The organism is Roseibium sp. (assembly GCF_025698965.1).
Taxonomy (GTDB): Bacteria; Pseudomonadota; Alphaproteobacteria; order Rhizobiales; family Stappiaceae; genus Roseibium.
In genome coordinates, this window is the sequence record NZ_JAILWL010000188.1 from 1 (window position 1) to 11,399 (window position 11,399).

The 11,399-nt window shown below is 55.2% G+C and carries 10 protein-coding genes and 1 pseudogene; 6 read left to right on the forward strand and 5 right to left on the reverse strand.

Translation table 11 applies throughout. From position 1 onward, the window contains the following. Positions 1 to 492: sulfatase-like hydrolase/transferase (locus tag K5905_RS16080; RefSeq protein WP_297585699.1), on the reverse strand; the 492-nt coding region annotated here is incomplete at its 3' end. Between the two features lie 133 nt (positions 493 to 625). On the opposite strand from K5905_RS16080, the gene K5905_RS16085 reads away from it, so the two are divergent. The 6 genes and pseudogenes from K5905_RS16085 (at position 626) to K5905_RS16110 (ending at position 6,927) form a co-directional block, all read left to right on the forward strand. Continuing rightward, positions 626 to 1,552 (forward strand): LysR family transcriptional regulator, encoded by a 927-nt coding sequence (locus K5905_RS16085; RefSeq protein WP_297585700.1) that lies wholly within the window; start codon positions 626 to 628, stop codon positions 1,550 to 1,552. 159 nt (positions 1,553 to 1,711) lie between these two features. Beyond that, positions 1,712 to 3,169, forward strand: coding sequence for a sulfatase-like hydrolase/transferase (locus K5905_RS16090; RefSeq protein WP_297585701.1), 1,458 nt, complete (start codon positions 1,712 to 1,714; stop codon positions 3,167 to 3,169). 61 nt (positions 3,170 to 3,230) lie between these two features. Continuing rightward, on the forward strand, positions 3,231 to 4,205 hold the full coding sequence (locus K5905_RS16095; RefSeq protein ID WP_297585702.1) for a formylglycine-generating enzyme family protein: 975 nt from the start codon (positions 3,231 to 3,233) through the stop codon (positions 4,203 to 4,205). A gap of 386 nt (positions 4,206 to 4,591) precedes the next feature. Beyond that, positions 4,592 to 4,828, forward strand: coding sequence for a hypothetical protein (locus K5905_RS16100; RefSeq protein WP_297585703.1), 237 nt, complete (start codon positions 4,592 to 4,594; stop codon positions 4,826 to 4,828). Positions 4,829 to 5,095: 267 nt separating this feature from the next. Then, positions 5,096 to 5,572, forward strand: a pseudogene (locus K5905_RS16105) (helix-turn-helix domain-containing protein); the annotation flags it as partial. A gap of 368 nt (positions 5,573 to 5,940) precedes the next feature. Further along, entirely contained in the window at positions 5,941 to 6,927 is a 987-nt protein-coding gene (locus K5905_RS16110; protein WP_297585704.1) for a GlxA family transcriptional regulator, read from the forward strand. A 24-nt stretch (positions 6,928 to 6,951) separates the two neighbouring features. On the opposite strand, the gene K5905_RS16115 is transcribed toward K5905_RS16110, so the two are convergent. The 4 genes from K5905_RS16115 to K5905_RS16130 are packed head-to-tail and all read right to left on the reverse strand — an operon-like array spanning position 6,952 to position 11,201. Continuing rightward, a complete protein-coding gene (locus tag K5905_RS16115) occupies positions 6,952 to 7,845 on the reverse strand; it encodes a carbohydrate kinase family protein (RefSeq protein ID WP_297585705.1) in 894 nt (297 codons plus the stop codon). Then, complete coding sequence (locus K5905_RS16120) at positions 7,845 to 8,900, reverse strand: ABC transporter ATP-binding protein (RefSeq protein ID WP_297585706.1); 1,056 nt, start codon at positions 8,898 to 8,900, stop codon at positions 7,845 to 7,847. The genes K5905_RS16115 and K5905_RS16120 overlap by 1 nt, the downstream gene beginning before the upstream one ends. A 4-nt stretch (positions 8,901 to 8,904) precedes the next feature. Beyond that, positions 8,905 to 10,401 (reverse strand): argininosuccinate lyase, encoded by a 1,497-nt coding sequence (gene argH / locus K5905_RS16125; RefSeq protein WP_297585707.1) that lies wholly within the window; start codon positions 10,399 to 10,401, stop codon positions 8,905 to 8,907. Next, on the reverse strand, positions 10,398 to 11,201 hold the full coding sequence (locus K5905_RS16130; RefSeq protein ID WP_297585708.1) for a carbohydrate ABC transporter permease: 804 nt from the start codon (positions 11,199 to 11,201) through the stop codon (positions 10,398 to 10,400). Before K5905_RS16130 ends, argH begins: the two co-directional genes overlap by 4 nt. Between the last annotated feature and the right edge of the window lie 198 nt (positions 11,202 to 11,399).

Consider the following 11,399-nt stretch of genomic DNA (forward strand, 5'->3'; position numbering starts at 1 on the left):
TGCCACGTAAGGGGAGCTTCCTTCCGTGTAGGTCGTACTGCCTAGCGGCAGTTTGCTTAGTTCGTAGTGCCTGTCGTCATAAGTGTCAGAATAGCGGCAGAGCGGTGGAGCCACGATCGGCGCCCATTTATCGCTGGCCTGTCCACGGACAAAGTCCCAGCTGTCATATTTGGTGACATACCCTGATCCGCCGTCTTCGAAATAGTGATCGTGGTCGGTCACCAAATGGGTATAGACGCCATGTCGGCTCAGGCATTGGGCAAATGAATTGTCGTACGGCTCGAGCGGCCCCCACGAACGGTGCATGAAATTCAGCCGGCCTGTTTGAATGTCGCGCCTCGCAGGGATGCAAGGCAGGCTTCCTGCGTAATGACGATCGAAGGTTACGGCACGGCGCGCCAGGCGCTGAAAATTGGGTGTGTCCAAGGTGCCGCCATACGGCTGAATTGCAAGCCGATTCAACGTATCAAACAGGACAAATACCGCACGCATCACACCTCACCCTGGCTGACCATTTTCGCAGCCTTTTACGCTCGATTAGGCAAATGCTGACATCGCCAATGATTGACTACAAGTTCAATTTGAGCCTAATTCAATAACTATTAGTCATGTCAGGAGAGGCAAAATGGATCTCGTACGCCTTCGCTATTTCATCGCTGCTGTCGAGTGCCGAAGTCTCGCCCGGGCCGCAGAAAAGCTGAATGTAACGCAGCCGGCGTTGAGTAAGTCGCTTCAGCGGTTGGAGGTCGAACTCGGCATAAAACTTCTTGACCGGTTGCCGCGCGGTATCAGCCCGACAGAATACGGCGAGCTTCTTTACGCGCATGCCAGTTTGATCAACGAGGAGGTGCAGCAAGCCAGGCAATCGATTGAGGCGATGAAAACCGGTGCAAGCGGAAAGGTCTTCGTCGGAGCCGGCTCCAGCATGCGACTGCACCTCCTGTCGCGTGCTTGCGTGGCGCTGTCTGAAAAGAGCCCCGATACGGAAGTGCAGGTCGTCGGGGAATTGTTTGACCACATCATGCCCGATCTTGTCCAAGGTAAACTGGACATAGGTGTTTCCATGGTGCCACAAGGCACGCCGGAACCGCGGCTCGTGCACGAGCCGCTCTATCGCGACCAGATCCATCCGACTGTGCGCGTTGATCATCCTCTCACGTCGAAAGAACATCTGGCGGTCAGTGACACCCTAGACTACGACTGGATACTGCCCGAGGTGGAAAATCCTGGACGTCAGCGGCTTGAGGCGTTTTTCCTGGCTGCCAACCAGGAGCCGCCGAGGCCAAAATTCGTGTCGGATTCAACTCTCTTCGCAACAGGTGCCATTCAGAACAGCGACTTGATCGGATGGCATCCCACGCAGATCATCGGTGACAGCAGGCTGAGTGGGTTGGTTGCTCTTCCAATTCCGGAATTAACACTGACGCGAAGCGTAGGCATTACGACACGGCGGACTGGCTTCCTCTCCGCTGCTGCGCGCTTGCTTATCGAAGAACTGCGAACGACCGGTGCCCGCATGATCGAGGAGAATGTGGTCCTGCCAATAGAATAAATGCAAACCGAAGCCGCCGATCCGCTCATATTCCAATATGTTATATCAATGGCACGCAATTTAACTTGTCGACATGTGTCACGGGTGGCACGCTTTGATCGCTCGCGGTGACTTTCCAGTCGTCCGACCGACACCAATACCTATTGAAAGGATGTGTTGATGGCATCGGCCCAGCCCAACATAATTTTCATCATTACGGACCAGCAGCGCTACGACACTATCAACGCACTTGGCTTCCCCCACATGCACACGCCCAATCTGGACAGACTTGCCGCTGAAGGAGCCAGCTTCGATTCCTGTTTCGTGACCGGCGCGTCGTGCGTTCCGTCCCGCGCCAGTTTGTTCACCGGATATTATCCGCACACAACCGGAATCCTGAGGAACGCTGACCGCTGGACGAGAACCTGGGTCGAAGACTTTGCAGCCGCCGGTTACCGCTGTGTCAACATCGGCAAGATGCACACTTGGCCCTTCGACACACCGGCTGGTTTTCACGAACGTTACAACGTCGAGAACAAGGACCGATACAAGGAAGGGCGATATTACTTCGACGAATGGGACAGGGCCCTGGCGGCGCGGGGGCTGACAAAACAACAGCGGGAACTTTACCGCCAGCGTTCCGACTATCGTCAGCGCATGGGCGCATTCGACTGGGAACTCGACGAGGACATGCAATCGGATATGTTCGTCGGGAAGCTCGCTAAATGGTGGATCGAGAGCTATCCGCGCGACGGTTGGCAGAAGGATTATCCGCCCGCCGAGCCCCTGTTTCTGCAAATCGGATTCCCCGGACCTCATCCGCCATTCGATCCTCCGAAGCGATTTAGCGACAAATACTTGAACAAGGATCTGGATATCGCGAAAGTCGTCCCGTCAGCGCTTGCTGAACAGCCGGAACCATTGAAACGAAAACGCATCCACGATTCTCAGCACGATCACGACTCCGTGGTGCAACTTATCGACCCAACCGACGAGCAACGCCAATTGCAACGGGCGTATTACCTCGGCAATGTCTCGTTGATCGATGAGCAGATCGGCGAAATACTCGATGCCTTGGAGCGCAACGGTTACCTGGAAAATGCAATCGTCGTTTTCACATCAGACCACGGTGACTGCCTCGGTGATCATGGCCTTGGGCACAAATGGACAATGTACGATCAGGTGACCAGAGTGCCCATGATCGTCTGGGCTCCAGGACGGGCAATTTCTGGTCAACGAATTGCGGGGCAGATGCAGCAATTCGACATCGTGCCGGCTCTCTTTGAATATGCGGGTATCGAGGTTCCGGGTACACTGGAGTGCCGAAGCGTCGGCGCGGCACTGGCGGGTGATACGTGGCAAGGGCGGGAATATGTCTATTGTGAGCAGGCACGCGACGGCAATTTTCGTGACAATGACTTCATGACAATGGTCCGGAGCGAGGATTGGAAACTGGTCCATTTTCTCGGCGAAAGCTACGGTCAGCTCTTCAATCTGAAAGCCGACCCGGAAGAAAACACCGACCTCTGGAATGATCCGGGATCAGTTGAGATCAAGCGTCAATTCCTTGACCAGTTGCGGGAGTGGCGTATCGCAAGCCAGTACCATACTCGAAACTGGGCGGCACAAGCCCGCTGAGATCAAACGGCGCGGTCGAATAGCTGTTCTTCATGGATTCATTGCAGACAGAATACTGATCATGTTATTGAAACCCAGGGTCAAATCCTGCTGCTCTGGTCTAAGGACCTCAACGGCCGACGCGCAATCGCACCATTTGTACGCCATGTCGGTGCCGGCGGCTGCGCCGGATGTTCGCGAGGAACTTCGGTCGCGTCTTGTTACGATCTCCGGCGGTGTCTACGAGATGGGGACTCGGAAATCGACACATGCCGAAGACCTCGACAGCCCATTCCGCAAAGTAAGGGTCGACGATTTCCTGATCTCGCCGGTCGCTGTCACAAATGCAGACTATGCGCGTTTCGTCAAAGCCACGGGTTATCGCACGGTTGCCGAACGGGAGGGTTGGAGTTTCGTTTTCCAACTGTTCCTAGGAGATCTGAAAAGATATCCTCAGCACCCGCCAGGCTTGCCGTGGTGGCGTCGTGTCGCGGGCGCGAGCTGGTGCGCACCGGAAGGACCTGGAAGTTCCTGGCGTGAGAGGGCCGATCATCCGGCTGTGCATTTGTGCTGGTATGATGCATTGGCCTACGCCACTTGGGCAGGGCAGCGCTTGGCACGGGAAGCGGAGTGGGAATTTGCAGCGCGGGGCGGATTAAAACGGAAAAAGTTTCCATGGGGCAATAAATTGGTGCCGTCCAGCGGTCATGCAATGAATGTCTGGCAAGGAAGTTTCCCGTACGAGAACACCTGTGAGGATGGTTTCATAGGCACCGCCCCGGTTAAGAGCTTCTCGCCAAATGGCTACGGGCTTTACAACATGACCGGAAACGTTTGGGAGTGGGTGTCGGATTTCTACGGGTCGCGGCCGCCTCCCAGTCGCATACCCGAAGGCAATCCAACCGGTCCCACCGATGGCTACGCGCGCATCCAGCGCGGCGGATCCTTCCTCTGTCACGTCAGCTACTGTGACCGGTACCACGTACATTCACGCACACCGAGCGAACCGGACAATTCGGCGTCGAACACAGGATTTCGGGTCGCTGCCGACCTTTGAACTGGCGACCAATGCCACCGAATCCGATCGTTTCACTTTTCACGTCCAGGAACGGCCGAACTACACGGAATGCCAATCAGTGCGCGCGCGTTACAACAAATTGGTTCAGATGACTTTTCTGATAGTCCGATCTGCACTGGCGATCCATGAAGGGGCTAGGCGTTCCAAACCTTGATACAAGAGTTGCTGCTGACGGAGCCGATTTCCTAACGATTGGCGCACATTTGCGTATCGACGTGGGGTCGTGGATTAGAATCGATATTCTCGTCACGCGGTTTCAAGCAGCAACGAAACAACAAGGAAGTGAATCGCAATTTTGGTGGTCTGAATCGGCAGACGAATTGAGAATAATGGTTCGTCGGTACTTGAAGGACGCGCAATTCCCTGTGTCAATCGAAGAGGCCGTCAGAGTTTGCCTTGTAGCTGGCGCAAGTCGCGTCGACCTTTATGAGTGGCGCGACTTTGTCGGCCAATGGCTGACCGAACTCGCGTTTGGCGACCTCAAGAGCAATGAAGGTGGAATGCTCTACACTTACATTCAAAGTCTGTGCCACGCGGTTCCGGAGCTCTGGGTAAGCTGCGGCAGGGCTGATGCGGCACTTTTGGCATTTAACGCAAGATGAACCAACACTGAAAGAATGCCCGACGTATTAATTGATAAGGCATTAGGAAGCCGCGTTGAACGGAAAAAACGTGAAGAACAAAGGACCAACAATACACCCTGAAGCATTGGCCGGTCGTTGGCCCAAAAAATTGGAAAATCGGGTGCAAGTCTCGACAGTGTGAAAAACGTTTAAAAAGCAATGATGTGGGAGATGAGCTTATCGATAGATAGCTGACACTATATTCCGAGCATATGGTTTACACATTTCGCATTTGGGGGAGCCCGAATGCCTTGGAAAGAGTGTAGGCCTATGGATGAACGCCTTCGTTTCGTTGCCCGTCTTCTTGAAGGTGAGAAGATGGCACCGCTGTGCCGTGAATTCGGGATCTCCCGCGTCACGGGGTGCAAGATTTTTGACCGGTATAAGGAATGCGGCCTGGATGGCCTCAATGACCGGAGCCGACGCCCCTATCGTCAGGCCAACAAGCTGCCTTTTCAGATCGAGCGCTGCATCCTGGGTCTCAAGCGCGAGTACCCCTCCTGGGGTGCGCCGAAGATCCGTGACAAGCTGATCCGGCAGTATTCGATGCTCAAGGCTCCTGCGATCAGCACGGTGCATGCCGTACTTGATCGTCATGGCTTGGTCCAGCGCCGCAAACGCCGCCGCTACAAGGCTCGAGGAACCGAGCTTCGTGATAACCAGGAGGCGAACGGTCTGTGGTGCGCCGATTACAAGGGCGAGTTCAAGCTGGGCAACCGCAAAAAAAAGCCCGGCCGAAAAGGCGGGCTGTTGGTGGCCAATTCAAACTGGGTTCATGGACAGGAACCTGAAACAAAGTTTCGTGAAGACAGAGCTTTAGCAGATGCATGGCGAGGCTAAAGACCGCGAAGCGGTTCAAGGAAATTGTACCGATCCCACTGAAGAATTCGATAATCAGACTGCCTGACGGACCGAACAATAAACGTTACGTTCTTTGAAGCGGACCTCACCCAGGAACGAGAACTGCCACGCGACGGGTTTGATCCTCTGGCGAAGTTTTATTAGAACATTGGGCTGCAAGTACCCAATGCATGGCGTCAGATTAAAGGTGTAGCGGCGAGTTGGGGCAGCCGCGCGTGAAAGTGAACAAAATGAACAAGCCCTATTGGCCCTTGTCGCCTCTGGAAGGGGAAGACGTCAGCAAAAATCTGGTTTTCGAAATATTTGTCCAGCCAGGGTTTTCCGATCTGGAACTGTCCGCGATCCTTTCAGTCCTCAAGGCGGCTAACGATGTGCTGAACCGCGACCGGTTTTCGTGGCAGATCACCTCTGACACGCCCGGCCTGATCACGAGTTCATCGGAGCTGCTTGTCCGCGCCAACCCTGCGATCGGCGATCAGTATCTGCGCGACTGTCTTTTTGTGGTTGGCGGTAGGAGTACTCAGTCGAGCGGTTGGATGAACCGGCTGAGGGCGATGCAAAAGCGCGGCAAGCCGGTCGTTCTGCTTTCCGATGCGGCGCGTGAATACGTAAAGACCGTCAAAACGCTGAAAGGTCCGGCAACAACGCACTGGCGCGACATCGAATTGCTGCATGAAATCGGAACCTATCCGACGCTTTCCGAGCGACTTGTAGAAGTGAGCGGCACGATTCTGACCTGTGCCGGTCACGGCCACACGATGGAAACGGTAGTCGGAATCCTTTCGAATGTGCTCGGTCCGCAGGAGTGCGCCGAAATTGCCAGCCTTCTGATGTTGGAGAACATTCGAGGGTTCACCCAAGATCAGCCCAGGGGAACGAGCTACAATCCCAATTTTCTCGAGAAACGGCTGCAAAGAGCCATTCGCATCATGGAAAACAATATCGAGCAGCCCCTGCGTCTGGCGGATCTTGCCGTCGAAGTCGGTCTCTCGGCACGCCATCTGGAGCGTCTCTTCACGGTCTATCTCAACACCTCACCGGCCAAACTTTACAAGAAGATCCGTTTGAAGAAAGCGCAGACGCTGATAACGAACACACGAATTTCCCTGATTGAAGTGGCGATCGCATGCGGGTTCTTGTCCACTGCATCGCTGTCGCAGGCCTATAAGGCCGAGTTCGGAAAAACTCCCAACCAGGTGCGCAAGAACATCAAATAATCACGTCGGAAAGGTGCTGTCCGATCACCTTTTTGGAAGTGCCGCCAGCGACATGCCGGACGTTCCACCGGCGTGTTTTACGGCCATGGCACCACAACGGTTGCCGTTTTCCAGGCAAGTTGCCAAATCTTCCCCCGCAAGCCAGGCCGACAGGAAACCACCATTAAACGCATCACCAGCCCCGGTCGTATCGACCACATTCGCTGGAAAGGACGGCCTGTGAATTGTCTTGCCCTTTGCCAGTGCACGCGCACCGGCACTTCCTTCCTTGACCACGGTGACCGCACAACAGTGTTCCGGCAAACCCGAACTCCTAAGGGCGGCATACTCGCTTTCATTTGGAAGAAAGACATCGACTGCAGCTATGAATTCGGCAACCTCGTTGCCATTTCGCAGAAGATCGTCGTCCCAGCCGCAATCAAGAGAAACACTCCATCCGGCTTTGCGGGCTGTTACGATCAACCCGGGCTCTTCGCACAGGCTCTTGAGCTCTCCGATATGCAGGTGTCTGACCGACCTGCAGACAGGTGCATTTGCATCCAGCACGGGGAAAGCCGACCCAGCCTTGTGACTGAGAAATGATCTGTCGTTTTGAAGTGCCATGGCCACGGTGATCTGCGGTGCCGAGCCCGCTGGGGCTGGCAGGCATAACGACAGATCCAATCCGAGCGCGCGTCCCTCATCAAGAACCGGCTTGTCGAACGGGGCAGCAGGGAGCGTGCCGAGCAGGGCGGAGGACCAGCCCAGAACCGAGAATGCGACAGCTGAATTGAAAGCGCCGCCACCTGCATGAAGCGACACGCCGCCGGCGAAGGTTTCAGAACCAAGTGTGGGCATGCGGGGAAGATCCGCGAAGACAAGGTCGCAATAGATACGCCCCGCACTCAGAATGACCGGTTTGTCTCCCCGATGAAGCATCAGACCAACGCGGCTCCGCTTTCAGCATCAAAAACATGCAGTGAGTCGGGATTTGCCCCCAAATGGACTTCCTCTCCAACTCTCGGTGCGTCCTTGCCAGGTACCCGTGCAACGATTTCCCCGTGGCTGCTGGACACGTAGATCAGCGTTTCGGACCCCAACGGCTCGCGTACAGATATGTTTCCGGTGATAAGTGGCGTCTCCGGATGCAAAACCAGATCGTCCGGACGTATGCCGACCAGCAGCTTCTGTCCGGTCAAAGTCGTTACTTGGAGAGGCAGCTTTTCTCCGTTGCGCAATGACAGGTCCTGCCCGTTTCCGGTCGCTTCCAGCATGTTCATCGAAGGCGCTCCGATGAACTGCGCCACGAAGGCATTTACCGGATTGTGGAAGACTTCTTCTGGTGTGCCAATCTGTTGAATGAAACCGTCCTTCATGATGACGATCCTGTCTGCGAGCGTCATCGCTTCAACCTGGTCGTGAGTCACGAAGATTATGGTGTTGCCGACTTTCTGGTGCAGCTTCTTGATTTCAAGGCGCATCTGGGTCCGCAATTGAGCGTCCAGATTGGACAGCGGTTCGTCAAACAGGAAAACGGCGGGATTGCGAACCATTGCCCTGCCGATGGCAACACGCTGGCGCTGACCACCCGAAAGCTGCGAAGGTTTGCGATCGAGCAAATTGTCCATGTCCAGCACCCGCGCGACTTCTTCAATTCGGGCTGACTTTTCCGACTTGCTCATCGGTGCATTCCAAAGTCCGAAAGCGATGTTCTTGCGCACTGTCATATGCGGATAAATCGCGTAATTCTGGAACACCATCGCGATATCACGTTCCTTGGGTTCCAGATTGTTGACCATGCGTCCGTCGATCCAGATCTCGCCACCGGTAATCTCCTCCAGTCCTGCGATCATCCGCAGACTGGTGGATTTGCCGCATCCCGAGGGACCGACAAACACGACGAATTCACCGTCGGAAATATCGAGGTCTATCCCATGGAGCACCTCTACCTGACCATAGGCTTTTGTCAGCTTCTTCAAGGAAAGGTCGGCCATGAATTCAGGTCTCCAGCAGGACCGCAAAAGCGGCATCAAGCAGTTCGGTGGATTGCATGTGGCGCGCATGCCTGTCCGCGTGTTGTCTGTTCAGCTTATCCAGATCAGCTGCATAGATTTTTCCGGCCTCGGCGAGCGCTTCGGGTGCAGGGCCACCTGCCCTGTTACGCTTCGAAACGAAAGTCTCAGGGGCAACCGCAAGTTCGAAGGCCGAGGCATCCAGCTTGCTGTCCCGGCTCGTCTCCGCCTTGAAGGCTTTCTGGAAATGGCGATATCCCTTTGCAAGCGGATCTGCCTCGGCAAGCACACCGCGAGCCGTCCTGGCAGCGATTTCATGGGCCTGCCGGAAACTCAGGGCTTCGTCTCGAACCAGCGTATCGGCCAATTCGGTAATTGTGATACAGGCGGCATCTGAATTCCTGCTGACACGAGACTGATCGATTGAGCAGGCGGGCAGGAATGCCGTCAGCAGGCGAAGCACACGACTGCCACTGTCAAATGCAGCATAACCTGCCTGCTGGACTTCCCCCTCGCTGTCATTCATGTCGGTGAAGGGGGTGTTGCGCATTGTATCGATCATCGCATCGCAGCGACTGGCGGTGACCGCCGCCAGGTGGCGCATGTGTTCGATCGGAACCGGATTTCGCTTTTGCGGCATGATCGAGCTGATCTGCACGAAGGCATTGGGGACGTAGAGTTGTCCCACTTCGAAAGAGGACCAGAAGGCCATGTCCTGGATCAGGCGGCCTAGATGCACGAAAACCAGTTTCAGGGCCGAATAAAGACCCGTCACGTAATCGACCGATGCAATGCAGCCGTAGGAATTGAGGAGCGGTTCTTCGAAACCCAGAAGGTCTGAAATCCTGTTTCGGTCGATTGGAAATCCGCTGGTGGTAATGGCGGCGGCTCCCATGGGACAATGGTCGAGATCATCAACGGCCGCGTTGAGCCGCGCCATATCCCGCATAAGAACTTCCAGGGCTGCATAGAGATAGTGACCGAATGTGGAAGGCTGTGCCGGCTGGCCATGAGTGTAGGCAACAATGAGCGTCTCGGCTTCGGTCTCGGCCTTGTCGGCAATTGCCTGCGCAAGCAGAGCGAGCTCCTGCCACAGGACATGAACCCGATCCCGCAGCGCGAGCTTGAACAGGGTATGGTCCATGTCGTTTCGGGACCTGGCCGTATGCAGCATGCCGCCAAGATCGCCGAGTTTCCGTTTGAGTTCGGACTCGACCAAAAAGAAGTAATCCTCATGCTCGCCGGTATAGGTCAGCGCGTCCAGGTCGGTTTCTTCTTCGATTTCGATCAGTGCTCTTGCCAGAGGGCCGGTCTGGTCCGCCGTCAGGATGCCCGTCTCGGCCAGCATCACAAGATGAGCCTTGTTGATTGTTCCCATGTGGCGGGCGTAGTGGGCTTTCACACCTTCGAACAGCGCGGCGAGCACGGTGTCCTTGTAAACGGGATCGGGAAACGTGGTGGTGTCGTTACGCTCGTTGCTCATCCCTTCAACCCCGCCATGACAACTCCGCGGATGATGAATCGTTGGAAAATGAGGAACACGATCAGGGTGGGCAGCGTGGAAATCGCGGCACCGGTCATGATGAGCTCCCAGGCTACATCCACTTCATCGCCAAACCCGGACAGGCCGACCGGAACGGTGTACATCTCTACCGAGTTGGTAACGATCAGCGGCCACAGGAATGCAGTCCAGTTGCCGAGGAAAACGAAGATGGCAAGAGCCGCCAATGCCGGTTTGACCAGCGGCATGGCGATACGCCACCAGATCTGGAATTCATTCAGCCCGTCGATGCGGGCAGCTTCCAGAAAATCATCCGGCACGCTTTCAAAGAACTGCTTCATCAAAAAGGTTCCGAAGGCGGTCATCAGACCCGGGAACATGATGCCCCAATAGCTGTCCAGCCAGCCGAAAGACTGGCTCATCATGTACCAGGGGATCACAAGCATCTCGGTCGGGATCATCAGTGTCGACAGGATTGCGATAAAGACGATCTGGCGGCCCGGAAAGCGGAACTTGCACAAGGTGTATCCGACAAGACTGTCGAAAAAGAGATTTGAGACGGTCGTGATCAACGCGATGATGATCGAATTGACAAACCAGCCGTAGAATCTGCCGTCCTCAAGGACATAGGTATAGTTCTCGATTGTCGGTTCTTCGGGGATCAGGTTGACGTTGTAGACTTCATGCGGCCATTTCAAAGACGTGGAAATCATGTAGGCGATCGGTGCGATCATGATCAGTCCACCGAGAAACAGCACCATCCAGCGAAGGATCTGCCCCATGTTGCGCTGCTTTTTCGCCTTTCTTGAAAAAAGCAGGTCTGTCGCGGCCTGTGGCCTACCGGAGACTTCAGAGGCAACGCTCATGTGTTGTTCCCCTTCAAGATCCAGAGCTGAAACAGGCTGACGAACAACAAGATAGTGAACAGAACAACGGTCTGAGCGGCTGCATATCCCATGTTGAAACTGCTGAATGCGGTT

Excerpts from the sequence above, each read along its gene's own strand:
- K5905_RS16085 (WP_297585700.1), top strand. The coding sequence starts at position 626 with ATGGATCTCGTACGCCTTCGCTATTTCATCGCTGCTGTCGAGTGCCGA.
- K5905_RS16090 (WP_297585701.1), top strand. The coding sequence starts at position 1,712 with ATGGCATCGGCCCAGCCCAACATAATTTTCATCATTACGGACCAGCAG.
- K5905_RS16095 (WP_297585702.1), top strand. The coding sequence starts at position 3,231 with ATGTTATTGAAACCCAGGGTCAAATCCTGCTGCTCTGGTCTAAGGACC.
- K5905_RS16110 (WP_297585704.1), top strand. The coding sequence starts at position 5,941 with ATGAACAAGCCCTATTGGCCCTTGTCGCCTCTGGAAGGGGAAGACGTC.
- K5905_RS16115 (WP_297585705.1), bottom strand. The coding sequence starts at position 7,845 with ATGCTTCATCGGGGAGACAAACCGGTCATTCTGAGTGCGGGGCGTATC.
- K5905_RS16120 (WP_297585706.1), bottom strand. The coding sequence starts at position 8,900 with ATGGCCGACCTTTCCTTGAAGAAGCTGACAAAAGCCTATGGTCAGGTA.
- argH (WP_297585707.1), bottom strand. The coding sequence starts at position 10,401 with ATGAGCAACGAGCGTAACGACACCACCACGTTTCCCGATCCCGTTTAC.
- K5905_RS16130 (WP_297585708.1), bottom strand. The coding sequence starts at position 11,201 with ATGGGGCAGATCCTTCGCTGGATGGTGCTGTTTCTCGGTGGACTGATC.